Below are 24236 nucleotides of genomic sequence, written 5' to 3' on the forward strand. Positions count from 1 at the left end.
GCATCAATAATTTTCGGTTTTCAAATACTTATCCACATCCATTCCAAAATGCAGGCCCTTCTCTTCCAGAATCTTAGTCAATTCTGATAACGACTTTCTTCCAAAATTTCGGAACTTCAACATTTCCTGCTCATCGCGTCTTACCAGGTCACCAATGGTCTTGATATTTGCCGCTAAAAGACAATTGTGCGATCGGACCGACAGTTCTAATTCATCAACACTCATCTTCAGCAACTTCCGAATGCGCAGCACTTCCTCATCGATCTCTGGGCTTTCTTCCTGCTCTGGTTCGATATCGAAATTAATAAATAGTTGGATATGATCTTTTAATATCTTGCCAGCATAGGTCAGCGCATCGTCCGGAGTGATACTGCCATCGGTTTCAATTTCGAGGATCAACCGCTCATAATCGACCTTCTGGCCAACGCGGGTATTTTCCACTTTGTAACCCACTTTCTTTACTGGAGAGAAAATGGCATCGATCGGGATAGTGCCAATGGGCTGATCGGGCAATTTGTTTTCTTCAGCGGAAACATATCCCTTCCCTCTGCCAATTTTCAATTCGACCCGAAAATGCGCGTCCTCGTTCAATGTGGCTAGATGAAGATCTGGATTCAAAATCTCAAAATCTGTGGTGCCGTTCATGATGTCTCGCGCTTTGAACTCCATTGGCCCCTTCAAATCGAGCGTCACTTTGTCCGGTCGTTTATTGAGCAGCTTAATTCGAACCTGTTTCAGGTTTAAAATGATCTCTGCCACATCCTCCACTACCCCAGGGATGGTGGAGAACTCATGCAGCACATTCTCAAACCGAACCGATGTGATTGCTGCCCCTGGCAATGATGACAGCAACACCCGCCGCAGGGCATTACCAATGGTTACACCAAACCCTCGTTCTAACGGCTGCACTGTAAATTTGCCGTAGGTATTGGTGTACGTTGCTTCATCTAACTCAATGCTCTCTGGCATTTTTAAAGTTGGCAAATTCATCAATCAAACTCCTCATGGATTGATGGTTTATCATATTACTTGGAATACAATTCAACAATTAAGGATTCGTTGATCGGCTCGGGTAGCTCAGCTCGAGCCGGAACGTTTACGAAAGTGCCGGTGAGATTAGCCTTGTCCAGGAGCAACCAGGGATATTGGCGATCATCTTTGATTTTGCGCAATGAGCTATGAATGAGCGCCATCTTCTTGCTTTTGTCCCGAACTTTGACCACGTCACCAGCTTTCAATAAATATGAGGGGGTATCGACAATTTGATCGTTCACTAAAAAATGTCTATGTCTGACCAGCAATCGTGCGCTCTTCCGCGATGGTGCAAATCCAAGACGAAATATCACATTATCCAGACGCCGCTCTAAGAATTGCAATAGCGTTTCGCCAGTAATTCCTTTCATCCGTTCTGCGGCCTCAAAGTAGTTTTTGAACTGGCGTTCCAGGATACCGTAAATGCGACGCACTTTCTGTTTTTCGCGAAGCTGTAAGCCATATTCACTTTGTTTGAACCGGCGTGTGCGCCCATGCTGACCTGGTGCATACCCTTTGCGCTCGAATGGGCATTTATTGGTATTACATTTAATCCCCTTCAAAAACAACTTTTGGCCTTCTCGGCGGCACAATTTGCAGTCAGGACCACTATATCTTGCCATTTATATAAAACCTCCATATCGCATTTCATTCAAATCTGATTGTTAAACCCGACGTCGTTTCGGCGGACGGCAGCCATTATGAGGGATCGGTGTCACATCTTTGATCGCAGTGATCTGCAATCCAGCCGCTTGAATGGAGCGCACCGCTGCCTCTCGTCCAGCTCCGGGTCCCTTCACGAGAACTTCCACTTTTCGTAATCCCAGTTCTAATGCTTCCTTTGCCGCCGTCTCGGCTGCTAATTGAGCCGCAAAGGGCGTGCTTTTTCTGGAACCTTTGTATCCGACACGACCAGCAGATGCCCATGAAATCACATTACCATAATTATCGGTTAGCGATACAATTGTATTGTTGAATGTCGATTTGATATGGGCTACGCCTGTCGCTTCAACTTTTTCGCGCTTCTTGGTCCGTTTCGGTTTTGATTTCGCCAAAGTTTGCCTCCTCAATCATTATCTGCTTCACACCGAATCTTGGTGGTTCGTTAGCTGCTTTTTGCTTTTGCTTTCTTCGCACCGATCACGGTTCTGCGCCTTCCCGTCCGGGTCCGCGCGTTGGTATGCGTCCTCTGTCCACGAACCGGCAAGCCGCGTCGATGCCGAATGCCTCGATAGCAGCCAATATCCATCAATCGCTTAATATTCATGGCGATCTCAGTGCGCAATGCGCCCTCAACTTTGTAATCGCCTAACACATTTCGGATTCTACCGATCTCCTCATTGGTCAAATCCTTCACTCGCGTATCAGGATTCACCTGAGCTTTCTCAATGACCTCACGGGACAACGTTCGACCAATGCCGAAAATATAAGTCAATGCGGTTTCCAACCGCTTCTCTTTGGGAAGATCGACCCCTGCGATTCGAGCCAAAATTACCTCCTACAAATATAAGTTTGATCCTTATCCCTGTCGCTGCTTATGACGTGGATTCTTGCAAATGACTCTGAGTCTGCCCTTGCGCTTGATAATCTTGCACCCCTCACATATTTTTTTCACTGAAGATCGTACTTTCATGGCCTCTCCAAGCTAATTTATCATTTATAACGATAGGTAATGCGCCCCCGCGTCAGATCATAAGGCGACAGCTCTACCGTCACTTTATCGCCAGGCAAGATCTTGATGAAATGCATTCGCATCTTGCCTGAAATATGTGCTAATACTTGATGTCCATTTTCCAATTCAACCTTGAATGATGCATTGGGAAGAGTTTCAATAATCGTTCCGTCAACTTTTATTGGTTCTTCCTTTGGCATAACAATGCTCCGCTTTGGTTACAACAGGCCATCAGTTAGAACATCCGCCCCATTTTCTGTAATTGCAATCGTATGTTCAAAATGGGCTGATGGCAAACCGTCCACAGTGCGAACGGTCCATTTATCATGCTCATCAAATTCGACCTCATAGCCACCCATATTCACCATTGGTTCGATAGCCAAGGTCATCCCTGGCTTTAACCGCGGCCCTCGATTCGGAGGACCATAATTCGGAATTTGGGGGTCTTCATGGAGCTTTCTTCCAACCCCATGACCCACCAGATCACGCACCACGGAAAATCCCGCTTGTTCCACATGCGATTGGATTGTGTGCGATATATCAGATAGACGCCGTCCGCTTTGAGCAACCTCGATCCCTTTGTACAACGCTTCGCGCGTGACTCGCAGCAATCGTTGGGTCTTTTCTGGGACCTCTCCGATTACGAACGTCTTCGCCCCATCTCCGAAATAATTTTGATATTCTACCCCGATGTCGATGCTGACAATTTGACCTGGCTTCAACTTTCGCTGCTTTGGCACCCCATGAACCACTTCAGCATCAATTGAGATACAAACGCTAGCTGGAAATCCGCGATACCCCTTGAATGCTGGGCGCGCTCCGCGCGATCGAATATATTGCTCGACCAGACGATCAATCTCAAGCGTGGTGATTTCTGGGCGAATAAATTGTTCAATATAATGAAATGTATCGACAACGATGCGACAGCTATTTCTGATCAGCTCTATTTCTCTGGGACTCTTAATAATAATCATCGAAACTTGACATCCAGGAACGATCGAATCCGATTTTGAATTTGCTCCACACTCCCATTGGCTGGAAATATTTTCAGCCGATCGCTCTTTTGATAATATTCTTTCAGTGGTTTTGTCTTTTGTTGATATACCGCCAACCGAGTTTTCACTGTTTCAGGGGTATCATCTGGCCGTTGGATAATTGCCCCTCCACAGATCGGACATTTATTGTCAGCGGGCGGCGGATTACTGATCAAATTAAAATCTTTTCCGCATCCCTGGCAAATCCGTCGACTTGACAACCGCTTCACAATCTCAGCTTCCGCCAATTCTAATTCGATCACCGCATCAATCGGTTTTTTAATCTGGGCGAGATAATGATCGAGCGCTTCGGCTTGCGGCACGGTTCTCGGATAACCATCGAGAATAAAGCCTCGAGCACAATCCGAGCTTCCCAGCCGCTCTTTGATTAATCCAATCATCACCTCATCGGGCACCAATTGTCCCTGATCCATATAACCCTTAGCGCTTAAGCCCAGTGGCGTCCCTTGGGATACAGCTTCGCGCAACATATCCCCGGTGGAGATATTAGGAATCTGATAATATGAACTTAATAATTTTCCCTGAGTTCCTTTGCCAACGCCAGGAGCACCTAACATCACCAACTGCATGATTGTCCTTTCAAAAGCACCCCTTCATGAGCCGATCTGTCATCCGATCGTTATCAACCAATTGATACGCAAGTATCTCAAAAACTATTCCGATCTCATCCCTTTGAGCCTTAAAATCGCCTTCGGCCTCTGATTCTTCCGCCTTTCAAAAAGCCATCATAGTGCCGCATCAGCAAATGAGATTCGATCTGTTGCAAGGTGTCCAGGGCGACGCCTACGATAATCAATAACGAAGTCCCCCCAAAGAACGATGCGAAATAATATGAGACATTAATGAATTTGGTGATGAAATATGGGAAAATCGCCACCAAAGCCAAAAAGATCGATCCTGGTAACGTGATCCGAGTCAGGATATTATCAATGAATTCGGCTGTTTTTTTCCCAGGTCGAACTCCGGGGATGAAACCGCCGGACTTTTTCATGTTATCAGCGACATCCACTGGATTGAAGGCAATCGCCGTATAAAAATATGTGAAGAACACGATCAGCGCACCATAGATGATCCAGTAAAGCACTGAGGTATAATCGAAATAGCCAGCTAACGTCTCGATGAATTCATTCTGACGAAATAACGTTTTGATCGTTCCTGGGATAAACATGATCGATTGGGCAAAGATGATCGGCATCACTCCCGCCGTATTGACTCGCAAAGGAATATGGGTGCTCTGGCCCCCATATACCTTTCTGCCGATGACGCGCTTGGCATATTGGACTGGGATTTTGCGGGTGCCCTGTGTGAGCAGCACGACAGCCGCTACAGTTGCGATCATCAGCGCCCATAAAAAGATTTCAGTGATGGGGCTGCGGATCTTTTCAAATACTTGCTGCAGTTCTGTGATGATCGCATTAGGAAACCGCGCCACAATTCCCACAAAAATGATCAAAGATATACCATTGCCAATGCCGCGTTCGGTGATCTGCTCGCCCAGCCACATAATCAGCACACAACCGCTAGCCATGGTGATCATGGTGAAGATCCGAAACATCATGCCTGGGTTCGGCACGATGGGGGTCGCCATTGCCGGATTGCTAATACTCTCAAGGAACACCGCCAAACCGTACGCCTGAAGCGAAGCGATGAGCACCGTCCCGTAGCGTGTGTATTGGGTGATCTTTTTCCGCCCCTCCTCACCCTCTTTCTGCAATTTCTGAAAATAAGGGATTACCGCCCCCAACAATTGCAGGATAATTGACGATGAAATATAGGGCATAATACCCAATGCAAACACGGTGGCCTGCAACAGCGCTCCTCCAGCAAACATATCGTAGAGGTTGAAAATGCTGCTCTCCTGAGAAAAATAATCGAACAAAGCTTTACCGTTGATTCCTGGGACTGGAATATGACCACCAATGCGATAAACGATCAAAATCAGAATAGTAAAAATAATTCGCTTTTTCAGATCTGGGATTTTGAATATGCTTTGGACAGTTTTCAACATAATAGGTCAACCCTTCCTTGAGCCGCTGTGATCTTATCCCTGGCTGATTGGCTGAATGCATGAGCGCTAACTTCCAGTTGTCGCGTCACCTCACCGTCTCCCAGGATTTTCACCGGCACATGCCGCTTGCTGATCAATCCCCGCTCATAAAGCACTTGGGGGTTGATAACGGTTACCTCACTCAACCGTTCCAGGTCCTTCAAATTCACGATCTGAAATTCTTTTTTAAAACGATTATGGAAACCTCGTTTTGGTAGCCGGCGCTGAAGCGGAGTCTGCCCACCTTCAAAGCCTAATTTGCTTTTGAAACCAGACCTCGAACGCGCACCTTTTTCACCACGGCCAGAGGTACTGCCATGTCCCGAACCTTCACCTCGCCCCACACGCTTCCGCTTCTTGCGAGAGCCAGGTGCATAAGTTAAACTCCCTAAATTCATATCATCCTCAACAGCTTTATCTTCAGTCCCCCAAAAATTGACTTGCTGATTATTCGATCTCTTCCACCTCAACTAGATGACTTACTTTTTTAATCATCCCGCGAATTTGTGGCGTATCTCGATGCTCGACCGTTTGATGCATTCGGCGCAATCCTAACGTTCGCACCGTGATCTTCTGCTTCTCGCTATAATCAATAGGACTGCGTTTCAAAGTGATTCTCAATTTTTTGATCTTTTCGCTGCTCATTTCGTTTCTCAATTTTGCTGCTGGTTATCATCCCAAATTTTCACGATAATGGTTTAGTGAACACCTCTTTGTAGCTCACACCCTTTTTCTTAGCCACCTGTTGAACATCCAGCAATTCATTCAGTGCTTTCATTGTCGCTTTTACGACATTATGCGGATTGGACGAGCCAAGGGATTTGGTAAGGATGTTTTTGATGCCCGCCGCGTCCAGTACCGCTCGAACCGCTCCACCAGCGATCACACCAGTTCCTGGGGACGCCGGCTTCAGAAATACTTTAGCGGCACCGAATTTGGCTGTAATGGCATGAGGAATCGTCCCATTGATCACTGGAACTCGAACCAGATTTTTCTTCGCGTTATCGGTTCCTTTGGTGATTGCGTCAGTTACTTCGTTCGCCTTGCCAAGACCAATCCCCACGTGGCCATTACCGTCACCAACCACAACAATGGCATTAAAACTAAACCGTCGCCCCCCTTTGACCACTTTGGCAACCCGATTCACTTGAACCACGCGTTCTTTGAGATCCAGTTCTCCAGGACTGATGCGTTCTACTCTTTTCACAATTGCTCTCTCCACGTTTTTCGTTAGAACTTCAAACCACCTTTGCGGGCAGCATCGGCCACTGCCTTCACTCGACCATGATAGATATAGCCATTGCGATCAAACACCACCTTATCCACATTGAGCGCCAATGCCTTTTTCGCAATACCAGCTCCCACTACTTCTGCTTGCTTTAATTTGGTCTTGGCCTGCTCGACCTCTGGCAACAGCTCTTTGGTTAAGGTTGAAACCCCTGTTAGCGTGCGCTGATTCACATCATCCACTAATTGCGCATAGGTATGCTTCAGACTCTTATAGACCACCAGTCGCGGCCGTTCTGGAGTGCCGAACACCCGCTTTCTAATATGCTGCTTCTTGCGCAATCGAGCATAGTCGTGTTGTTTTCTGCTTAATCTCATAATTTCATCGTATGGTTTAATTAGGTCCAATCAACTAATATTTATGCGTACGAATCTTTAGCCTGCGGTCTTGCCCGCTTTGCGAGCAATATATTCATTCTCGTATTTGATCCCTTTGCCCTTATAAGGCTCTGGTGGCCGGAACGATCGTATTTTGGCCGCCACCTGCCCCACCAATTGCTTATCGATCCCACTCACGATAATTGCCGTGGGGCTCTCCAATTTGATGGTTATCCCCTCTGGAGGCTTGAACAAAATCGGATGCGAATATCCCAGATAGAGCATCAATGCTTTATTTTTAAGCTCCGCTCGATAGCCAACGCCAACAATCTCCAGCTTCCGAGAAAATCCCTTTTCCAATCCCATCACCATGTTCTGGATCAATGAACGGTAAAGACCGTGCAGCGCTCGGTGAAATTTGCTATCGCTTGGTCGTTGCACTCGGATCAGTTTCTCCTCTGGCTGATATTCCACGGTGATCGCCGGATGAATTGTCTGTTGCAGCGATTGATTTCCCTTAGAAATCGTAATGACCTGATCAGCTATCGTTATGCCGATGCCGGGAGGAACCGCTATCGGCTTTCTACCAACTCGTGACAATTTTTAAACTCCTTCGCTTTATAGTCCTACCAGATATAACACAACACCTCTCCGCCAACACCAAATTGGCGTGCTTCTCGATCGGTAACCACGCCCTTTGACGTAGAAAGAATCGCTATTCCCAAATTATTCATAACTCGAGGAATCTCTGTCGCCCCAACATATTGACGTAGGCCTGGCTTGCTCACCCGCTGCAATTTGGTGATCGCGCTCGTCTCAGCTTCATCGTATTTCAAATATATCCGAATGATGCCCTGCTTCCCATCATCGATCTTGATGTAGTTTTGAATATAGCGGTATTCCAGCAAGATTCGAGTGATCTCCTCTTTGATGCGCGAATAAGGAATATCCACCTTCGCATGTTTAGCTTTAATTGCATTTCGAATTCGCGTCAAATAATCCGCAATCGGATCAGTCATCGACATGAGTTGTCTCTCCATTACCTAAAATTTCATCTAATTGCATTTACCAACTTGCTTTCACCACGCCAGGGATCTGCCCTTGTAGGGCTAATTCTCGAAAACAAATGCGACACAGGCCAAACTTTCGATAGTAGCCACGAGGTCGCCCGCAGCGTGAGCAGCGATTATGTTGTCTCACTTTGAATTTCGGTTGCTTCTTGGCTTTAACGATCAGTGCTTTTCGTGCCAAAGTTGTTATCTCCTCAATTTATCCAAATTATAGGCGATTGACCAATTCACTTCTACGCTTTGCCCTTTTTAGCGAAAGGCACCCCCAGGGCAGATAGTAACTCATATCCCTCTTCATCTGTCTTCGCAGTTGTAACAATTGTGATATTCATGCCGCGAATTTTATCGATCTTGTCGTAATTGATCTCTGGAAACACGATCTGTTCTTTCAATCCTAATGAAAAATTTCCCCTGCCATCCATGGAACGATCGGAAAAACCGCGGAAATCGCGCACGCGCGGAACCGCAATGTTGAGAAGTCGATCAAGAAACTCGTACATTCGCCAACCGCGCAATGTCACAAAACAGCCAATGGGCACCCCAGCACGAAGCTTAAAATTCGAAATGGACTTCTTCGCTTTCGAAATCACAGGTCGCTGCCCTGCAATTTGCATCAGTTCTTCCACTGCAGTGTCCAACAGCTTGCTGTTTTCAATCGCCTCCCCTACCCCCATGTTAATGACAATCTTTTCTAGCTTCGGCACCTGCATCACATTTTTGTAGTTGAACTTTTTTTGCAGCGCCGGGACAATCTCTTCTCGATATTTTTTTAGCAATCTTGGAAAATAATCCATCTTTTTCCCTATTCAGCTTTAATATTCTTTATTTGGATACCTTGGTGACAATCATCTCACCACACTTCTTGCAATAGCGCACACGGCTCGTGCGGCCTTTGGTGGTATCGACCACCGGCTTCATCCCTGTCGTGGTTAACTTATTGCACTTCGGGCAGATCACCATCGCGTTGGAAGCATGGATCGGTGCTTCCCGTTCCACAATTCCTCCCTGGGGCAATTTCTGACTCGGTCGCATATGACGCTTAATAAAGTTGACCCCTTCCACAATGATGCGATTCTTATCTGGGAATACCTTCAGCACCCGTCCTTGCTTACCGCGATCATCGCCGGTGATTATTTGTACCATGTCATCTTTTTTAATATGCATGACTTATCCAACCCTAATTTTGATTATAACACTTCTGGTGCTAACGAAATTATCTTCATGAATTGCTGATCTCGCAACTCTCTGGCAACCGGCCCAAAGATACGCGTACCCTTCGGCTCACTTTGCTCATTGATTAAAACCGCCGCATTCTCATCGAAGCGAATATAGCTGCCATCCTTTCGCCCAACTTCCTTTTTGGTACGAACTACAACAGCTTTGCTGATATCTCCCTTCTTTACAGAGCCTCCCGGGATGGCAGATTTTACCGTTACTACGATCACATCGCCAACACTGGCATATTTCCGTTTGCTTCCACCCAGTATCCGAATGCACATCACCTTTTTTGCGCCAGTATTATCCGCCACATTCAATCTTGTATATTCCTGTATCATCGCTACCTATTGCTCCTCCGCTAAACTAAATCGCTTCTGGATCATTCACTATTTTGCGCGTTCAATAATTTCAACTAGCCGCCACCGTTTGCGACGGCTTAGCGGACGAGTCTCCATTATTTTGACCAGATCGCCCACGTGGCTTTCATTGTTCTCATCATGGGCCATAAACTTGCTGCTTTTTTTAATAAATTTGCCATAGATGGGTTGACGAACATTCCGTTCGACAATGATCACGCGACTTTTGTTCATTTTATCGCTCAGAACTCGTCCGATCTTTATTTTGCGCTGGTTCCGCACTGTTGTCATAGCTAATTATACTCCACATTATTCATTACTTTGTGCCACCGGGGTCCTGATCCCCAATTCGATCTCGCGCAACACCGTCTTCAGCCGCGCAATATCACGCCGCACCGTGCGAATCCGCAACGGATTATCAAGCTGATGGGTAGCGTGTTGAAATTTCAAGTTCTGCAGTTCTTCCTGAGCATCTTCCAAGCGCTGTCGGATCTCTGCCTCAGGCAATTGGGCAATCTCATCTATCTTCATCGTTTACACTCCAAAATCAGATCGTGACACAAATTTGGTCTTAATCGGCAATTTATGAGCTGCCAGTCGAATGGCTTCTTGCGCCACATCGCGACTGACGCCTTCAATTTCAAATAGAATCCGGCCTGGCTTTACCACGGCTACCCAGAACTCGGGAGCACCCTTGCCCTTTCCCATTCGGGTTTCCGCTGGTTTTTTGGTCACTGGTTTGTCCGGGAAAATGCGAATCCATACCCGACCGCCTCGTTTGATATGACGGGTAATTGCAATACGAGCGGCCTCGATCTGGCGACTCGTGATCCAAGCCGGTTCCAATGCTTTTAAGCCATATTCTCCGAATTCGACTGTGGCGCCACGATAGGCCTTGCCCCGTCGTCTTCCGCGTTGTTGTTTTCGATATTTCGTCCGCTTTGGCATTAACATGACTGGTATTCTCCACAAAAAAGCTGCTTTCTATTCATTGCGCCTCATGGCGCCAGCAGACCTCACCGATTGATCCTTCACCATCCTTTGATCGCTATTAGCCTTCTGGGGTGAATTTCTCCCCTTTGCAAATCCATACCTTCACACCGATGACACCATAGGTGGTTTTTGCAATCGTCGATGCATAATCGATATCCGATCGAAGCGTGTGCAATGGGATCCGGCCCTCTTTATATTGCTCCGTCCTGGCCATTTCAGCACCTCCAAGCCGTCCAGCACAGCGGATTTTCACCCCCTCAGCTCCCATCCGGCGCGCCGACATGATCGCCTTTTTCATAGCGCGCCGAAAGCCGATCTTGGATTCAATTTGATTCGCCACATTGCGAGCCACCAGATACGCATCCAGTTCTGGTCGCTTGATCTCTTCGATATTGAGCTGGATCTCTTTTCCAGTGACTTTCTGCAATTCCACTTTCAATTTGTCGACTTCAGCCCCCTTGCGGCCAATCACGATCCCAGGACGCGCCGTGTGGATCGTCAATGTGATCTTTTTGGCAGTCCGCTCAATCTCGATCCGTGACACACCGGCATGTTCCAAGCGCGCACGAACATATTTTCGAATGGTTAGATCTTCTGTCAGCTTTTCATCGAAATTGCGCTCATCGAACCAGTTGGACTCCCAGGTCCGATTGATCCCCAATCTCAAACCGATCGGATTAACTTTCTGTCCCAAACGTTCCTCCTCATTCAAACTTACTTTTCCACTTCGGCCACTTTAACAGTGATGTGGCTGGTGCGTTTGCGAATTCTCACTGCTCGCCCCATCGAGGCAGCCCGGAACCGTCTTAAAGTAATTCCCTCATCAACACGCAATTCTTTGATATATAATGTATCGGGATCCACTTTCGAACTGCCTTCCACATTCAGCATGTTAGCAACCGCCGAGCGTAATGCTTTCTCGAGCGGTTCGGTGGCCGCTTTCCGCGTAAAATGCAAAATGTTAATGGCTTCCCCTACATTCTTGCCCCGAATCAGCTCAGCGACCCGCCGAATCTTTCGAGGGGACATCCTCACAAATCTCGCCACTGCTTTCGCTTCCATTCCATTACTCCATTTGCGCCATTAAGGCCCTTTAGCTTCCTTTGCTTTCGTTTGCTCTATTTTACCTTTGTTTTCTTATCCGATTTGCCTGCGTGCCCGCGAAACGTCCGTGTCAATGCAAATTCGCCCAACCGATGCCCCACCATATTCTCGGTGATAAATATCGGGATAAATTTGTTCCCATTGTGGACCGCGATGGTATGGCCGACAAAATCTGGGGTAATCGTACTCGCGCGAGCCCAGGTTTTGATCACACGTTTCTGGTTGGACTGGTTCAGCAATTGGATCTTTTTCAGCAGTTTGACGTCCACATACGGACCTTTTTTGACTGATCTTGCCATAATTCTGCAACCTATTTTCTTCGCTTAATGATTAAGGAATCTGAATTCTTTCGTTTGCGTGTCTTTTTCCCTTTGGATAGCAGTCCCCATGGTGAACAAGGATGTCGACCACCTGATGACTTCCCCTCACCGCCTCCCATCGGATGATCCACCGGATTCATTGCCACGCCGCGAACCTTGGGCCGAAAACCCAACCAACGCGTCCTACCAGCTTTGCCAATTGAAATGTTCTCATGCTCGACATTGCTCACTTGTCCAAGGGTTGCTCGACAGTCTAATAACACCATCCGAACCTCGCCCGACGGCAATTTGATCTGAGCGTATCGTTGCTCTTTGGCGATGAGTTGGGCATAGCTACCTGCACTTCGAGCCAACTGGCCCCCCTTACCGATTTTCATTTCAATATTATGGATCAGCGAGCCCAGCGGAATATTCCGCAACGGTAAATGATTTCCAACATGAATCTCCGCCCGGTCCGAGGCGATGACCGTGTCATTCACGTTCAAACCTACGGGACATAGAATATAACGTTTTTCCCCATCTGCATAGGTCAACAGAGCAATCCGAGCTGTGCGATTGGGATCATATTCAATGGCCGTAACTCTGGCTGGAATGTCTATCTTATCCCGCTTAAAATCAATGATCCGATATGCCCGTTTGTGACCACCACCTCTATGGCGACAGGTAATCCGGCCCATATTGTTGCGGCCCCCAGTCTTCTTCAATGGCACCAAAAGCGCGCGTTCCGGCTCGGTCTTCGTGATCTCTTCAAAAGTCGATACGGTCTTGAACCGCAATGTCGGGGTTATTGGTTTAAACGATTTAATACCCATGTTCTCTCTCCACTACCATGCCATCTCACCATCTCGTGCTACGCGGCTTCAAAGAAATTAATTGAATCCCCTTCTCGAAGCGTGACTATCGCTTTTTTCCAATCGGAACGCTTGCCACGAGTAATGCCGCGTCGCGTATTCATCTGCTTTGCCTTACCTTTGACATTGATGATGCGAACATTTTCCACAGTCACATCAAAACGGCGCTGCACCGCTTGTTTTACCATGATCTTGTTTGCATTCCGAGCCACTTTAAAGGCATATTTGCGATCCGTCTCCTGAAGCTTCAGGATCTTTTCTGTCAGGATCGGTTTAATCAGTATCTCGCTAGTTTTCATCATGCGGCACAAACCTCTGCAATTTTTTCAAGCGCGTTCTGCTGAATTAACAAAATCTCGCAATTTAAAATATCATACGTTGATGCATCCGTGGCTGGTCGAATGAATAAATTAGGAATATTGCGACCTGCTCGAACCAGCATGGGATCATACTCAGTAGTCAATAACAGCACCTTTTTATCCGCAATGTTCAGACTCTTGAGAATCTGATACATTTCTTTAGTCTTCGGCTGAGTTAGCTTGAAATCCTCAACCACCATCACTGCATTGCTTTTAGCCTTATAAGTATAGGCAGAACCCCGTGCCAAACGCTTCATCTCTTTAGTGATCTTCATCTTGGGCTCGCGAGGTTGCGGACCAAACACCCGACCGCCGCCAACCCACAATGGCGACCGGATCGTACCAGCGCGGGCTGTTCCTCTCCCTTTCTGCCGCCAGGGTTTGCGTCCTCCGCCTCGTACCAGCGCTCGGTTGCGACTTGCGGCTGTCCCTTGATGTCGATTCGTCATCTGCGTCCGAACCGCTTGATAGATCAAATGATCGTTCGGCTCAACATCAAAGACTTCATCTGGAAGTTCCACTGGCTTTCCCGTGGATGCACCATCTGTTTTAAATACTTCTAATTCCATATCCATTCCATTTAGCTCATCATCTTTTCACTAGGCTTGCTGCTTCTTGATAAACACAAAATTTTGATTGCGACCTGGGACGGCACCTTTCACCATTAGCAAATTCTTTTCAACATCCACCTTAATCACCTTAAGGTTTCGAACGGTCACTTGCTCATTGCCCATGCGTCCCGCCATTCGCAACCCCTTATACACGCGAGAAGGATACGATGACTGGCCTAATGAGCCCGGCGCGCGATGTCGATCGCTTTGACCATGGGTTTTGGGGCCTCCGCGGAAATGATGCCGTTTCACTGCGCCCATAAACCCCTTGCCTTTCGAGATCCCAGTAACCGAGACCAGATCTCCAACGGAAAAGAGACTAACCCTCAGCTCGTCACCCAACTTCAAATTGTTCATTCCATCAAAATTACGAAACTCCTTCAAAATTCGAAGCGGTCTAACGTTGGCCCGCTTAAAGTGTCCCATAAGCGGACGCGTAATCAACTTCTCGCGCACTGGTTCGAAACCTAATTGCACCGCATCATAACCGTGCTTTTCGCGCGTGCGCAGGTCGGTAACATAACAGGGACCAGCCTCCAGCACCGTGACGACCACATTCTGTCCACTGTCATCAAAATACCGTGTCATTCCGATTTTTTTGCCGATTAGACTACTCATGATTGTTCTTCATTTCATTAAATGGGTTATCATTTTGCTCATTGTTGCTATCTAACAAAACCATAATGGAGCGATATTGGCTTCGCTCTAGCGTTGTGAGGCTGGCATCATACTTTGATCTCAACATCCACTCCTGCCGGTAGTTCTAATTTCATCAATGCATCCACCGTTTTGGGATTTGAGTTTAAAATATCAATCAACCGCTTATGAATCCTCGTCTCAAATTGCTCGCGGGACTTTTTATCTACATGGGGCGAGCGCAATACCGTGTAAACTGTGCGTTTTGTCGGTAAAGGGATCGGTCCCGAGATATGAGCCCCAGTTTGTTTGGCCGTCTTGATGATTTTATCGGCCGATTTGTCAATCAGACGATGGTCATAAGCTTTCAATTTGATTCGTATTTTTTGTCCAGCCATGTTATGCTCCACTACTCACGTTGCATTTTAAAATGTCAGCCGCCATGCTTAATGACTATTCGATAATTTTGGTTACGACGCCAGCGCCGACGGTGCGACCACCCTCGCGAATCGCAAACCGCAAACCCTCTTCCATCGCGATCGGTGTGATCAACTCCACATCCATGTTCACATTATCCCCAGGCATCACCATCTCCACCCCCTCGGGCAACCGAATCGTCCCCGTCACATCCGTCGTCCGAAAATAAAACTGCGGCCGATACCCATTGAAAAACGGCGTGTGCCGACCCCCCTCCTCCTTGCTCAACACATACACCTCCCCCTTGAACTTCGTATGCGGCGTGATACTCCCAGGCGCCGCAATCACCTGCCCCCGCTGCAACTCATCCTTATCCACTCCCCGCAACAACACCCCTATGTTATCTCCCGCCTGTCCCTCATCCAATAACTTCCGAAACATCTCCACCCCCGTGCACACCGTCTTCCGCCTCACTCCCAATCCCACGATCTCCACCTCATCCCCTACCTTGATCCGTCCTCGCTCCACTCGACCTGTCCCTACCGTCCCTCGCCCCGTAATACTAAACACATCCTCCACCGGCATCAAAAACGGCTTGTCCACCGCCCGCACCGGCGTCGGAATATAATTGTCCACCGCCTCCATCAACTCCAATATCGGCTTCACCTTCTCCGGATCATCCGGATGCTCCAACGCCTGCAACGCACTCCCCTTGATCACTGGAATCTCATCCCCTGGAAACTCATACTGACTCAGTAACTCCCGAACCTCTAACTCCACCAACTCCAATAACTCCGGATCATCCACCTGGTCCACCTTGTTCAAAAATACCACCAAATACGGCACATTCACCTGCCGCGCCAACAACACATGCTCCCGCGTCTGCGGCATCGGCCCATCCGCCGCCGATACCACCAATATCGCCCCATCCATCTGCGCCGCCCCAGTAATCATGTTCTTCACATAATCCGCATGACCCGGACAATCCACATGCGCATAATGCCGCTTCGCCGTCTCATACTCCGCATGATGCACATTGATCGTCAAACCCCGCGCCTTCTCCTCCGGCGCATTGTCGATCTCCTCATACGTCTTCGCCTTCGCTAAACCCTGTCGCGCTAACGTGTGCGTAATCGCCGCCACCAACGTCGTCTTCCCATGATCCACATGCCCTATCGTCCCTATATTCACATGCGGCTTCGTCCGCTGAAACTTCTCCTTCGCCATGACTCAATCCTCCGCGAAAAGTTCTTAGATTCTAATTCGATTCTAATTTATCTATTTGGAGCCCACGATCAGGATTGAACTGATGACCTCATCCTTACCAAGGATGTGCTCTACCAACTGAGCTACGTGGGCTTAAGTTTCATAAATTCTCAAAACTCACCTTCATCCAGAATCACCCAAGGGATCGCGATTCTTTCCCAAGAAAAAATCATTTTAAAAGTTGTGTAGAAATGCACTTTAGCCGTTTGAGTGGTGAATGGAGGAGGCTGTTCCGCAATATTTGCTTCGGTTCATCTCAGACGCTTTAAACCCCTCATCATTAGCTTTATGACATGGTCGATCATCTAACACAAAATGACTGATAATATTCATTAATGCGATAGATTTTTTCGCTCCGATTATCTCTGAAACGAAGTTCTTCCCCTTCTAAACCAGCCACACCACACTTACTCCCCCTTCTTTCCATCAAGTTGTAAAAAAAAACAACTGAAGCCTTAAGCTAATAATGAGGGGTTTATCATACGGAGCGGGAAACGGGATTCGAACCCGCGACCCTCAGCTTGGAAGGCTGATGCTCTAGCCAACTGAGCTATTCCCGCAATACAACTTGTGTTGACTTTCTTTGGGTTTGCTATCCTTAGCTTCTGTCAAACTAACAAAACAAAAATAAAAACCAAAAAGTGGTGGGAAGGGGAGGATTCGAACCTCCGAAGGCAGAGCCGACAGATTTACAGTCTGTTCCCTTTGACCGCTCGGGAACCTTCCCAGTTGATTTTAATTCCTCGTGCAGAGGAATTTTATTCTGAAAAACATTAATTCTGAGTGTAGAAACAGTGATCGATCAAATTCCTAGTGCCTAAATCTCGTATCGTTTCAACAATAATTCGATTGCGATCTTCAATTAATAAACTAACAACCAGCAATGAATTGATCACTCAGAGCCACCAGCAGGAATCGAACCCGCGACATCCTCATTACAAGTGAGGTGCTCTACCTACTGAGCTATGGTGGCAATAAAATATTGTCATACCCAAAATGGGCATAATTCCCGAAACTAAAATCCCTAATATAATATTTTATTCTTAAAAGTCAAGATTTTTTTTTAAAATTTTTCTCTAGTTTTTTATGTGTGTTATAAGCAATCTTAACACAATGTGCACTCTCTTGTTATGTCAGCCTTGAACTCCGTCTAATAAATTGTTCTTGATTATCATATTTTAATTGATTAAATTTATAAATAAATTGAATCGTTCAAAATTACGTAACATATAACAATTTTCATGTAAACAATGTTCCCCTTTCTACTATTTTTTAGTCCAAGGAGAACTCCCATGCCTGAACCGATCGAAAAAGTCATCCAATTTCTCGTTTGTCCTCAAAATGATTTTATCGGTAAAATAGCAAAAGCGGCAAAACGACCAAATAAGTTGCATATCGGTTATAAGGGTGCATTGAAATTGAGAGGCGATGCTACCCGAGGAGAGCCAGATTTTTTCATTGAAACTGTAAAACGGTTTTTTGATGATGAGATCGATGGCAATGAGAAAATTTACATCGTCATCGATGAAGACTGGCATCCATTTAGTTGTCCTGAGTTTAAAACGTTCGATAGCCATTGCGTAAAGGGATCAGAAGGGGCGAAACTCCCTGGTGAATTGGAACAATTTCGGCGTCATCCACGCACCCGCGTGATTCGCGCCAATTCAATTAATGTGGCTAGCGCTCCACAATATGGGAAAATTATCAACGAAATCTGCGGGGACACAAGGCCCTCAAACATCCGCATCGGCGTATTCGGTGTATGGACGCATATTAAGGTTGAATATCTCCTGTTCAACCTTCATACTGTTCCCCCAAAATTCTATTTCAGCCAGATGGCAGTCTGCGAACCGCTCTGCGCTAGCCCCAATCGCGACTCCCATAATACGGCAATTAAGAAATTCAAAAACGACTTCAAGATCCAGGTTTTTGAAAATATTGATCAATATTGCGCGGAATGGTTAGGCCTGAATCCTGAAAAATTTGCGATCAAGCTGGATAGACATCAGGAACCAGATGACGAGAGTAAAACTGAACAGTGATCTGCTTCAGTAAAAATTGAAACAGGTGTCGAATAACTCAACTGGCAATTCTAGTTCTTCGCTAAATTGACGGAGAATATTATGAGCCATACACTGTTAGATAGCCAAGATGCTAAAGCTATGCTGCTTCGAGGCGAGCCGTTGCAGCATTTCATTATTCCATCATTAGATATTTCGAGACAAACTTTCGATCAAAACATTACTATCATCGATTGTATCATCGATCAATTCGATGCCAGCCATTGTATCTTCAGAGGTAAAGTTGACTGCACCAAGACTCAGTTTGGGAAACGAAGTGCTCAGCATTCGGAATCCAATCTCTCAAATGCAACCCCAGTTGGCGAAGATATCAAATTTTGTCACAGTTTTTTTGATCAGGATGCTATTTTTGATTGTTGCGAATTTTATTTTCCAGCAGATTTCTCTCAAGTTAATTTTAGCCATGGAGCTCAATTCAACGGCACACAATTCCACCAAGAGGTAAACTTTTTTGCTGCAACTTTAGAAAACCTTCCATCTTTCGAAGCAGCGCGGTTTCATCAAGAAGCTAATTTTTCTAGTGTGCATTTCGGCCAGGAGGCAATTTTTCGATCGTCCACTTTCTTTGATCAGAGTGACTTCATAAATGCCCAATTTCAGAACGCTGAATTCGAAAATGCAACATTTAGAAACCAAGCCAATTTTGAAAATGCCAATTTCAATGGCTGGGCGGATTTTTCTGAGGGAAATTTTGCTGGCGAAGCCAATTTCATTTATGCTAATTTTGAAAACGGGGCTGATTTCAGTAATGCTAAATTCGAACATACGGCTAAATTTGAAAAAGCCAATTTTAAAGAAGACTGCTATTTCAATGAAACTGAATTTCAAAGCTTGGCCGATTTTGACACCGCAGTCTTCCACAAAGGCGCTGATTTCAGAAGATGCCATTTCCTCGATCATGCAGAATTCCGAAGTGCCCAGATCAATGACGGATGTTTCGCTGATCTTCTTTGTGAAAAACCGATAAACCTGGCGAAGATTTCCGCCACTAAGATCGACTTTCAAGGCGCCCAGTTTAGAAATGATGTCACTTTTTCTGATAGCACAGTGCAACAATCTGCCAATTTCAGCGGTGCAAGATGTGAAAAATTGGTCTGTTTCGATCATGCCGCGCTCACAAAATCGTCTTTTACTCAGGTCCAATTCAGTGACCACTGCTCGTTTCAAGAGGCTAAATTTGCTGTCGATGCAAAATTCCACAACGCCACATTCAACACCGCGGATTTTTCGAGGGCGGTCTTTCTTGGACCGGTCCACTTTGATGAAACCAAATTTGGTCATACGGTGCTTTTTCGTCATGCGAAATTTGATCAAGGTGAAATCTGTTTCAAATGTGTGACCTTTTTGGAGCGGGCGGATTTCACTGGTGCCGAGTTCAATGACGTGATTTGCCTTCAGGATGTGATCGCAGAATCCATCGTAATAACATGGGAACAGGTCGCTGGCAAAATGGTCACGCATCGGCTGAAAAAATACGATGAGGCTACCAGGGTCTATGGACTCCTAAAAAATATTTTTGAGCGACAAAATCGTTATGAAGATATGGATCAGGCTTATCGATTGTTCAAAAGGATGGAACGCAAGGCCAGGGCGAAGCGAGGCGGTCATATATGGGAACAGATCAAACGGTTTTTTAATTTTTTGATTCTCGATCTCGGTTCTGGCTATGGCACTCGTCCCATGAATATTGCAATCACCACATTGATCATTATTCTCCTTTTTGGAGGTATCTACTATCTTGGAAGTGATCAAATTATGGTTGCAGGAAATCCGCTTTCGTTATCCAGTCCCATAGAACGACTGGTCTTCTGCCTTTATTTTAGTGCGGTTTCGTTTGTTACATTGGGCGCTGAGAATTTGTCTCCCAATTACTACTCTTGGCTCAAATATGTCGTAACGTTCCAGGCGTTTCTTGGGTTCTTTTTGATGACGTTGTTTGTGGCCACTTTCACGCGCAAAGTCATCCGATAACAAAATCGCCTCCTCAGTGGTACTGAAGAGGCGATTGGCATAAAATATCTTTATTAATTTTCAACTCAAGATAGCCTTCTGCTCCAGATCGTTTTATCAGGTTGGTCTTTTAGTTCAATGCCGAGCTTGGCCAGCTCATCACGGATGTGATCGGCCAATTTCCAGATTTTTTCAGCCCGCAATTTGTTTCTCACTTGAATCAATAATTCAATCAACTGATCCTCCTTCATCGAGATTTTCTTGGCCTCTCGAAATGAAAGGATCCCTAAAAAGCTATCGAACTCAATAAAGATATTCCTGATCTTTTTCAGCGCGAGAAGATCTGCTGGGTTGGGTGAAAAATTTGATAAGATCAGATTCGCTTCTCGAACCAGGTCGAAAAGCTTTGCCATAGCACCAGCGGTATTAAAATCGTCATCCATTTCATTGATGAAACCGGTTTTAATTTCATCAATGGCCTGAGCTAAGAACGCAGTTGTGGAGCTTTCATCAAGAACTTGATCAGCCAGCGCAGCATCGATCCGATCTAAAGTGGAAACGATCCGATCCAGCGCATTTTGCGCCTCTCGGATCCGTTCTTCGCTGAAATTAATGGGACTCCGGTAATGTTTCAGCAAGAAGAACATCCGAATCACTGCTGGGTGATAGCGCTCGAGAATTTCGCGAGCAGTAAAAAAATTGCCCAGCGACTTGGACATCTTTTCTCCTTCGATATTGAGAAAGCCATTATGCATCCAATATTTCACCCATGGCTTACCAGTGGCCCCTTCACTCTGGGCAATTTCGTTTTCGTGATGAGGGAACACGAGATCTACGCCTCCAGCATGGATATCGAATGATTCTCCAAGATATTTGGTGGACATAACGGAACATTCGATATGCCAGCCAGGACGGCCCTTTCCCCAGGGACTCTCCCAATACGGCTCTCCTGGCTTAGCCGCCTTCCACAATGCGAAATCCAATGGATTTTTCTTGCGCGGATCCACCTCGATTCGCGCGCCAGATTCTAATTCTTCGATCTTTTTGCCCGATAGTTTTCCATAGCCAGCAAATTTTTCAACCGAATAATAGACATCTCCATTGACCTGGTACGCCATGCCGTTTTGGATCAATTTTTCTATCAGGGCAATGATGTCTGGAATATGCTCTGTCGCTCGCGGATAGGCGTCGGCTGGTTGGATGCCCAATCGCCTCGCGTCCTCAAAAAAGGCAGCCGCATATTTTTCTGCCACCTCCATGGCTGATATTTTTTCTTCATTCGCTCGTTTGATGATTTTGTCGTCAATGTCAGTCAAATTGGTGACAAAGGTCACCTCGAATCCTCGAAACTTCAAATAGCGCCGAAATACATCAAACAGGATGAACGGCCGCGCATTGCCGATATGAAAATAATCGTATACGGTCGGACCGCACATGTACATGCGCACTTTGCCGGGCTCAAGTGGCTCAAGCAGTTCTTTCTGTCGGGAGAGCGTATTATAAATTTTTATCGCCATAGTTAATCCAAGAATTTTTGGGTCATGTGTTTGGTCATTTTACCTGATTCGTCGAATTGCCCCGCTCATCCAGTTGATCTTGAAACTAAAACAGCTTTCTTTCGAATCGGTGTAATTTAAAAGCGTGGTCTCTTTGGCTGCTATTTCAGTTAACGATGATATTTTTTAACACGCTTGTCTGAATCAAGGTTCTAATCGCATCAAGATGATGCTTTCGCAAACCGTTTTCTCGCGTTTGGGAGTCCATCAAACAAGATTCAGCATTCTCTTGCAACCTATGGAAAATTTCACCATCGATGGATATTTAACAGCGCACTACATCGTCTGCTGGTTTTTAGCAATTTTCGCCCAGGTATCGCGCAGCGTAACGGTTCGATTAAATACCAATTTGTCATTGGTCGAATCTGGATCGACGCAGAAATAGCCGAGCCGCTCGAATTGGAACCGTTCCCCTGGTTTAGCGCTCGCCAAGCTTGGTTCTAAGTAGCAAGAGGTGAGACGCTCAAGCGATCTTGGGTTCAAATTGGCAGTGAAATCCTGACCATCTTCGACCTCCTCGGGATCCTCCTTGATGAAGAGATGATCGTACAGGCGAACCTCGGCTGGAATCGCATGTTTCGCAGAAACCCAATGGAGCGTAGCTTTCACCTTGCGCTGATCTGGAGTCCAACCGCCACGGCTTTCTGGGTCATAGCTACAATGCAATTCGACGATCTCCCCAGTCTGGGGATGCTTCACGACGTCGGTGCATTTGATATAATAAGCATAGCGCAAGCGTACCTCTCGCCCTGGGGAAAGTCGGAAAAATTGTTTGGGCGGATTTTCCATAAAATCGTCTTGCTCGATATAGAGCACTTTCGAAAACGGCACCTTCCTCATTCCCATATCTGGGTCTTCGGGATTGTTCATAGCATCGAGCAATTCGACTTTGTCCTCTGGATAGTTGTCAATAATCACTTTAAGCGGACGCAAAACAGCCATAACGCGGGGTGCGCGCTTGTTCAAATCTTCGCGCAGACAATGCTCCAGCAAATTGATGTCCACCACACTATTGGCTTTAGCGACGCCGATCCGCTCGGCAAAATCGCGGATCGCTTCTGGTGTATAACCGCGTCGCCGTAATCCAGAAATTGTAGGCATACGCGGATCGTCCCATCCTGAAACATGGCCTTCTTGGACCAATCGAAGCAGTTTCCGCTTGCTCATCACGGTATAGTTGAGATTGAGCCGGGCAAATTCGATCTGCTGAGGACGATAAATGCCCAATTCGATCAGAAACCAATCGTACAAAGGACGATGATCCTCGAACTCCAGCGTGCAAATGGAATGCGTGATCCCTTCGATGGAATCTTCGATGCCATGAGCCCAGTCATACGTCGGATAGATACACCATTTGTCGCCGGTGCGATGATGTGAAGCATGAATGATGCGATACATTACTGGGTCGCGCATATTGAGATTTGGGGAAGCCATATCGATTTTCGCTCGAAGGGTGCGGGAACCGTCTGGGAACTCCCCTGCGCGCATCCGTTGGAACAGATCGAGATTCTCCTCGACAGAGCGATTGCGATAGGGACTCTCGATTCCTGGCTGGGTTAAAGTGCCTCGATATTCACGGATCTGGTCCGGGGTCAAATCACAGACATAGGCCTTGCCTTTCTTGATCAATTGAATGGCATACTCGTACATCTGTTCGAAGTAATCGGATGCGTAATATAACCGATCCTGCCAATCGAACCCCAGCCAGCGCACATCTCGAATGATGGCTTCGATATATTCGACATCCTCCTTGCTGGGATTGGTATCATCGAAGCGCAAATTGCATAACCCCCCAAATTTTTCTGCCAAGCCAAAATTCAAACAAATCGATTTTGCGTGTCCAATATGAAGATACCCGTTCGGCTCTGGGGGAAAACGCGTGTGCACTCGTCCGCCGTATTTATTGGTCTCTAAGTCTTGTTGAATAATTTGTTCAATGAAATTCGTCACAGTTGGTCTTTTTTTCGGTTCGGTCATAGCATGACATCCTTCTTACATTTTAGGTGAAACCGGGTAGTTTACAGTTTAATCATCTAT

General features: G+C 46.4%; 35 protein-coding genes and 4 tRNA genes. 2 read left to right on the top strand and 37 right to left on the bottom strand.

Annotated features, from left to right (window positions below; genetic code table 11):
* Positions 1–3 precede the first annotated feature (3 nt).
* From ONB37_04730 to ONB37_04900, 35 genes are all read right to left on the bottom strand, one after another.
* Entirely contained in the window at positions 4–984 is a 981-nt protein-coding gene (locus ONB37_04730) for a DNA-directed RNA polymerase subunit alpha (protein ID MDZ7399455.1), read from the bottom strand.
* A 41-nt stretch (positions 985–1025) separates the two neighbouring features.
* Complete coding sequence (rpsD, locus tag ONB37_04735; protein MDZ7399456.1) at positions 1026–1655, bottom strand: 30S ribosomal protein S4; 630 nt, start codon at positions 1653–1655, stop codon at positions 1026–1028.
* Positions 1656–1697: 42 nt separating this feature from the next.
* A complete protein-coding gene (rpsK, locus tag ONB37_04740) occupies positions 1698–2087 on the bottom strand; it encodes a 30S ribosomal protein S11 (protein MDZ7399457.1) in 390 nt (129 codons plus the stop codon).
* Between the two features lie 50 nt (positions 2088–2137).
* Positions 2138–2521, bottom strand: coding sequence for a 30S ribosomal protein S13 (gene rpsM, locus ONB37_04745; protein MDZ7399458.1), 384 nt, complete (start codon positions 2519–2521; stop codon positions 2138–2140).
* Between the two features lie 30 nt (positions 2522–2551).
* The gene (gene rpmJ, locus ONB37_04750; GenBank protein MDZ7399459.1) at positions 2552–2665 is read right to left on the bottom strand and encodes a 50S ribosomal protein L36; all 114 of its coding nucleotides are present in this window, start codon (positions 2663–2665) and stop codon (positions 2552–2554) included.
* A gap of 20 nt (positions 2666–2685) precedes the next feature.
* The gene (gene infA, locus ONB37_04755; GenBank protein MDZ7399460.1) at positions 2686–2904 is read right to left on the bottom strand and encodes a translation initiation factor IF-1; all 219 of its coding nucleotides are present in this window, start codon (positions 2902–2904) and stop codon (positions 2686–2688) included.
* A gap of 18 nt (positions 2905–2922) precedes the next feature.
* Positions 2923–3678 (bottom strand): type I methionyl aminopeptidase, encoded by a 756-nt coding sequence (gene map / locus ONB37_04760; GenBank protein MDZ7399461.1) that lies wholly within the window; start codon positions 3676–3678, stop codon positions 2923–2925.
* Positions 3675–4328, bottom strand: a complete 654-nt coding sequence (locus tag ONB37_04765; GenBank protein MDZ7399462.1) for an adenylate kinase — start codon at positions 4326–4328, stop codon at positions 3675–3677. The genes map and ONB37_04765 overlap by 4 nt, the downstream gene beginning before the upstream one ends.
* Before the next feature lie 110 nt (positions 4329–4438).
* Positions 4439–5767 carry a preprotein translocase subunit SecY gene (gene secY, locus ONB37_04770; GenBank protein ID MDZ7399463.1) on the bottom strand — a complete coding sequence of 443 codons (1329 nt, stop codon included), beginning with the start codon at positions 5765–5767 and terminating at the stop codon, positions 4439–4441.
* The gene (gene rplO / locus ONB37_04775; protein ID MDZ7399464.1) at positions 5761–6204 is read right to left on the bottom strand and encodes a 50S ribosomal protein L15; all 444 of its coding nucleotides are present in this window, start codon (positions 6202–6204) and stop codon (positions 5761–5763) included. The genes secY and rplO overlap by 7 nt, the downstream gene beginning before the upstream one ends.
* 49 nt (positions 6205–6253) lie before the next feature.
* Entirely contained in the window at positions 6254–6451 is a 198-nt protein-coding gene (gene rpmD / locus ONB37_04780) for a 50S ribosomal protein L30 (GenBank protein MDZ7399465.1), read from the bottom strand.
* A gap of 40 nt (positions 6452–6491) precedes the next feature.
* Entirely contained in the window at positions 6492–7016 is a 525-nt protein-coding gene (rpsE, locus tag ONB37_04785; GenBank protein MDZ7399466.1) for a 30S ribosomal protein S5, read from the bottom strand.
* A 20-nt stretch (positions 7017–7036) separates the two neighbouring features.
* Positions 7037–7411 (bottom strand): 50S ribosomal protein L18, encoded by a 375-nt coding sequence (gene rplR, locus ONB37_04790; protein ID MDZ7399467.1) that lies wholly within the window; start codon positions 7409–7411, stop codon positions 7037–7039.
* 57 nt (positions 7412–7468) lie between these two features.
* Entirely contained in the window at positions 7469–8011 is a 543-nt protein-coding gene (rplF, locus tag ONB37_04795) for a 50S ribosomal protein L6 (protein ID MDZ7399468.1), read from the bottom strand.
* A 26-nt stretch (positions 8012–8037) separates the two neighbouring features.
* Positions 8038–8436, bottom strand: a complete 399-nt coding sequence (rpsH, locus tag ONB37_04800) for a 30S ribosomal protein S8 (protein MDZ7399469.1) — start codon at positions 8434–8436, stop codon at positions 8038–8040.
* Positions 8437–8476: 40 nt separating this feature from the next.
* Positions 8477–8662 (bottom strand): type Z 30S ribosomal protein S14, encoded by a 186-nt coding sequence (locus ONB37_04805; protein ID MDZ7399470.1) that lies wholly within the window; start codon positions 8660–8662, stop codon positions 8477–8479.
* Positions 8663–8714: 52 nt separating this feature from the next.
* Positions 8715–9275: a 50S ribosomal protein L5 gene (gene rplE / locus ONB37_04810; GenBank protein ID MDZ7399471.1), complete on the bottom strand. Its 561-nt coding sequence runs from the start codon at positions 9273–9275 to the stop codon at positions 8715–8717.
* A 28-nt stretch (positions 9276–9303) separates the two neighbouring features.
* Positions 9304–9645 (bottom strand): 50S ribosomal protein L24, encoded by a 342-nt coding sequence (gene rplX / locus ONB37_04815; protein ID MDZ7399472.1) that lies wholly within the window; start codon positions 9643–9645, stop codon positions 9304–9306.
* A 23-nt stretch (positions 9646–9668) separates the two neighbouring features.
* The gene (gene rplN / locus ONB37_04820; GenBank protein MDZ7399473.1) at positions 9669–10037 is read right to left on the bottom strand and encodes a 50S ribosomal protein L14; all 369 of its coding nucleotides are present in this window, start codon (positions 10035–10037) and stop codon (positions 9669–9671) included.
* A gap of 48 nt (positions 10038–10085) precedes the next feature.
* Positions 10086–10346 carry a 30S ribosomal protein S17 gene (gene rpsQ / locus ONB37_04825; GenBank protein ID MDZ7399474.1) on the bottom strand — a complete coding sequence of 87 codons (261 nt, stop codon included), beginning with the start codon at positions 10344–10346 and terminating at the stop codon, positions 10086–10088.
* An 18-nt stretch (positions 10347–10364) separates the two neighbouring features.
* A complete protein-coding gene (rpmC, locus tag ONB37_04830) occupies positions 10365–10586 on the bottom strand; it encodes a 50S ribosomal protein L29 (protein MDZ7399475.1) in 222 nt (73 codons plus the stop codon).
* Between the two features lie 3 nt (positions 10587–10589).
* On the bottom strand, positions 10590–11009 hold the full coding sequence (rplP, locus tag ONB37_04835) for a 50S ribosomal protein L16 (GenBank protein ID MDZ7399476.1): 420 nt from the start codon (positions 11007–11009) through the stop codon (positions 10590–10592).
* Positions 11010–11106: 97 nt separating this feature from the next.
* Positions 11107–11742 (bottom strand): 30S ribosomal protein S3, encoded by a 636-nt coding sequence (gene rpsC / locus ONB37_04840; protein MDZ7399477.1) that lies wholly within the window; start codon positions 11740–11742, stop codon positions 11107–11109.
* Between the two features lie 20 nt (positions 11743–11762).
* Positions 11763–12110, bottom strand: coding sequence for a 50S ribosomal protein L22 (gene rplV, locus ONB37_04845; GenBank protein ID MDZ7399478.1), 348 nt, complete (start codon positions 12108–12110; stop codon positions 11763–11765).
* Positions 12111–12166: 56 nt separating this feature from the next.
* Positions 12167–12451 (bottom strand): 30S ribosomal protein S19, encoded by a 285-nt coding sequence (rpsS, locus tag ONB37_04850; protein ID MDZ7399479.1) that lies wholly within the window; start codon positions 12449–12451, stop codon positions 12167–12169.
* 11 nt (positions 12452–12462) lie between these two features.
* Positions 12463–13284 (bottom strand): 50S ribosomal protein L2, encoded by an 822-nt coding sequence (gene rplB, locus ONB37_04855; GenBank protein MDZ7399480.1) that lies wholly within the window; start codon positions 13282–13284, stop codon positions 12463–12465.
* 38 nt (positions 13285–13322) lie between these two features.
* Positions 13323–13625 carry a 50S ribosomal protein L23 gene (rplW, locus tag ONB37_04860; GenBank protein MDZ7399481.1) on the bottom strand — a complete coding sequence of 101 codons (303 nt, stop codon included), beginning with the start codon at positions 13623–13625 and terminating at the stop codon, positions 13323–13325.
* The gene (rplD, locus tag ONB37_04865; GenBank protein MDZ7399482.1) at positions 13622–14251 is read right to left on the bottom strand and encodes a 50S ribosomal protein L4; all 630 of its coding nucleotides are present in this window, start codon (positions 14249–14251) and stop codon (positions 13622–13624) included. The genes rplW and rplD overlap by 4 nt, the downstream gene beginning before the upstream one ends.
* 30 nt (positions 14252–14281) lie before the next feature.
* Complete coding sequence (gene rplC / locus ONB37_04870) at positions 14282–14911, bottom strand: 50S ribosomal protein L3 (GenBank protein ID MDZ7399483.1); 630 nt, start codon at positions 14909–14911, stop codon at positions 14282–14284.
* 107 nt (positions 14912–15018) lie between these two features.
* The gene (gene rpsJ, locus ONB37_04875) at positions 15019–15327 is read right to left on the bottom strand and encodes a 30S ribosomal protein S10 (GenBank protein ID MDZ7399484.1); all 309 of its coding nucleotides are present in this window, start codon (positions 15325–15327) and stop codon (positions 15019–15021) included.
* Positions 15328–15382: 55 nt separating this feature from the next.
* Positions 15383–16573 carry an elongation factor Tu gene (tuf, locus tag ONB37_04880; protein ID MDZ7399485.1) on the bottom strand — a complete coding sequence of 397 codons (1191 nt, stop codon included), beginning with the start codon at positions 16571–16573 and terminating at the stop codon, positions 15383–15385.
* Between the two features lie 56 nt (positions 16574–16629).
* A tRNA-Thr gene (locus ONB37_04885) sits at positions 16630–16705 on the bottom strand.
* Positions 16706–17098: 393 nt separating this feature from the next.
* Positions 17099–17172, bottom strand: a tRNA-Gly gene (locus ONB37_04890).
* 82 nt (positions 17173–17254) lie between these two features.
* A tRNA-Tyr gene (locus tag ONB37_04895) sits at positions 17255–17339 on the bottom strand.
* A 173-nt stretch (positions 17340–17512) separates the two neighbouring features.
* Positions 17513–17585, bottom strand: a tRNA-Thr gene (locus ONB37_04900).
* Positions 17586–17904: 319 nt separating this feature from the next.
* Between ONB37_04900 and ONB37_04905 the strand changes: the two genes are divergently transcribed.
* Together ONB37_04905 and ONB37_04910 are read left to right on the top strand one after the other, a co-directional pair.
* Positions 17905–18654 carry a hypothetical protein gene (locus tag ONB37_04905; protein MDZ7399486.1) on the top strand — a complete coding sequence of 250 codons (750 nt, stop codon included), beginning with the start codon at positions 17905–17907 and terminating at the stop codon, positions 18652–18654.
* A gap of 81 nt (positions 18655–18735) precedes the next feature.
* On the top strand, positions 18736–20664 hold the full coding sequence (locus tag ONB37_04910) for a pentapeptide repeat-containing protein (protein ID MDZ7399487.1): 1929 nt from the start codon (positions 18736–18738) through the stop codon (positions 20662–20664).
* 65 nt (positions 20665–20729) lie between these two features.
* On the opposite strand, the gene cysS is transcribed toward ONB37_04910, so the two are convergent.
* Together cysS and ONB37_04920 are read right to left on the bottom strand one after the other, a co-directional pair.
* Positions 20730–22154, bottom strand: coding sequence for a cysteine--tRNA ligase (gene cysS / locus ONB37_04915; protein MDZ7399488.1), 1425 nt, complete (start codon positions 22152–22154; stop codon positions 20730–20732).
* Between the two features lie 321 nt (positions 22155–22475).
* On the bottom strand, positions 22476–24176 hold the full coding sequence (locus tag ONB37_04920) for a glutamine--tRNA ligase/YqeY domain fusion protein (protein ID MDZ7399489.1): 1701 nt from the start codon (positions 24174–24176) through the stop codon (positions 22476–22478).
* Positions 24177–24236: the final 60 nt, after the last annotated feature.

The organism is candidate division KSB1 bacterium (assembly GCA_034506395.1).
GTDB lineage: Bacteria > Zhuqueibacterota > Zhuqueibacteria > Thermofontimicrobiales > Thermofontimicrobiaceae > Thermofontimicrobium.

Excerpts from the sequence above, each read along its gene's own strand:
- secY (MDZ7399463.1), bottom strand. The coding sequence starts at position 5,767 with ATGTTGAAAACTGTCCAAAGCATATTCAAAATCCCAGATCTGAAAAAG.
- ONB37_04905 (MDZ7399486.1), top strand. The coding sequence starts at position 17,905 with ATGCCTGAACCGATCGAAAAAGTCATCCAATTTCTCGTTTGTCCTCAA.
- ONB37_04910 (MDZ7399487.1), top strand. The coding sequence starts at position 18,736 with ATGAGCCATACACTGTTAGATAGCCAAGATGCTAAAGCTATGCTGCTT.
- rplN (MDZ7399473.1), bottom strand. The coding sequence starts at position 10,037 with ATGATACAGGAATATACAAGATTGAATGTGGCGGATAATACTGGCGCA.
- rpsS (MDZ7399479.1), bottom strand. The coding sequence starts at position 12,451 with ATGGCAAGATCAGTCAAAAAAGGTCCGTATGTGGACGTCAAACTGCTG.
- rplX (MDZ7399472.1), bottom strand. The coding sequence starts at position 9,645 with ATGCATATTAAAAAAGATGACATGGTACAAATAATCACCGGCGATGAT.
- rplO (MDZ7399464.1), bottom strand. The coding sequence starts at position 6,204 with ATGAATTTAGGGAGTTTAACTTATGCACCTGGCTCTCGCAAGAAGCGG.
- rplP (MDZ7399476.1), bottom strand. The coding sequence starts at position 11,009 with ATGTTAATGCCAAAGCGGACGAAATATCGAAAACAACAACGCGGAAGA.
- infA (MDZ7399460.1), bottom strand. The coding sequence starts at position 2,904 with ATGCCAAAGGAAGAACCAATAAAAGTTGACGGAACGATTATTGAAACT.
- rpsD (MDZ7399456.1), bottom strand. The coding sequence starts at position 1,655 with ATGGCAAGATATAGTGGTCCTGACTGCAAATTGTGCCGCCGAGAAGGC.
- map (MDZ7399461.1), bottom strand. The coding sequence starts at position 3,678 with ATGATTATTATTAAGAGTCCCAGAGAAATAGAGCTGATCAGAAATAGC.
- rplC (MDZ7399483.1), bottom strand. The coding sequence starts at position 14,911 with ATGAGTAGTCTAATCGGCAAAAAAATCGGAATGACACGGTATTTTGAT.
- tuf (MDZ7399485.1), bottom strand. The coding sequence starts at position 16,573 with ATGGCGAAGGAGAAGTTTCAGCGGACGAAGCCGCATGTGAATATAGGG.
- rpmJ (MDZ7399459.1), bottom strand. The coding sequence starts at position 2,665 with ATGAAAGTACGATCTTCAGTGAAAAAAATATGTGAGGGGTGCAAGATT.
- rplE (MDZ7399471.1), bottom strand. The coding sequence starts at position 9,275 with ATGGATTATTTTCCAAGATTGCTAAAAAAATATCGAGAAGAGATTGTC.
- ONB37_04765 (MDZ7399462.1), bottom strand. The coding sequence starts at position 4,328 with ATGCAGTTGGTGATGTTAGGTGCTCCTGGCGTTGGCAAAGGAACTCAG.
- ONB37_04920 (MDZ7399489.1), bottom strand. The coding sequence starts at position 24,176 with ATGACCGAACCGAAAAAAAGACCAACTGTGACGAATTTCATTGAACAA.
- rplV (MDZ7399478.1), bottom strand. The coding sequence starts at position 12,110 with ATGGAAGCGAAAGCAGTGGCGAGATTTGTGAGGATGTCCCCTCGAAAG.
- rpmC (MDZ7399475.1), bottom strand. The coding sequence starts at position 10,586 with ATGAAGATAGATGAGATTGCCCAATTGCCTGAGGCAGAGATCCGACAG.
- rpsH (MDZ7399469.1), bottom strand. The coding sequence starts at position 8,436 with ATGTCGATGACTGATCCGATTGCGGATTATTTGACGCGAATTCGAAAT.
- rpsJ (MDZ7399484.1), bottom strand. The coding sequence starts at position 15,327 with ATGGCTGGACAAAAAATACGAATCAAATTGAAAGCTTATGACCATCGT.
- rpsQ (MDZ7399474.1), bottom strand. The coding sequence starts at position 10,346 with ATGACAACAGTGCGGAACCAGCGCAAAATAAAGATCGGACGAGTTCTG.
- rplD (MDZ7399482.1), bottom strand. The coding sequence starts at position 14,251 with ATGGAATTAGAAGTATTTAAAACAGATGGTGCATCCACGGGAAAGCCA.
- rplW (MDZ7399481.1), bottom strand. The coding sequence starts at position 13,625 with ATGATGAAAACTAGCGAGATACTGATTAAACCGATCCTGACAGAAAAG.
- rplR (MDZ7399467.1), bottom strand. The coding sequence starts at position 7,411 with ATGAGATTAAGCAGAAAACAACACGACTATGCTCGATTGCGCAAGAAG.
- rpmD (MDZ7399465.1), bottom strand. The coding sequence starts at position 6,451 with ATGAGCAGCGAAAAGATCAAAAAATTGAGAATCACTTTGAAACGCAGT.
- rplB (MDZ7399480.1), bottom strand. The coding sequence starts at position 13,284 with ATGGGTATTAAATCGTTTAAACCAATAACCCCGACATTGCGGTTCAAG.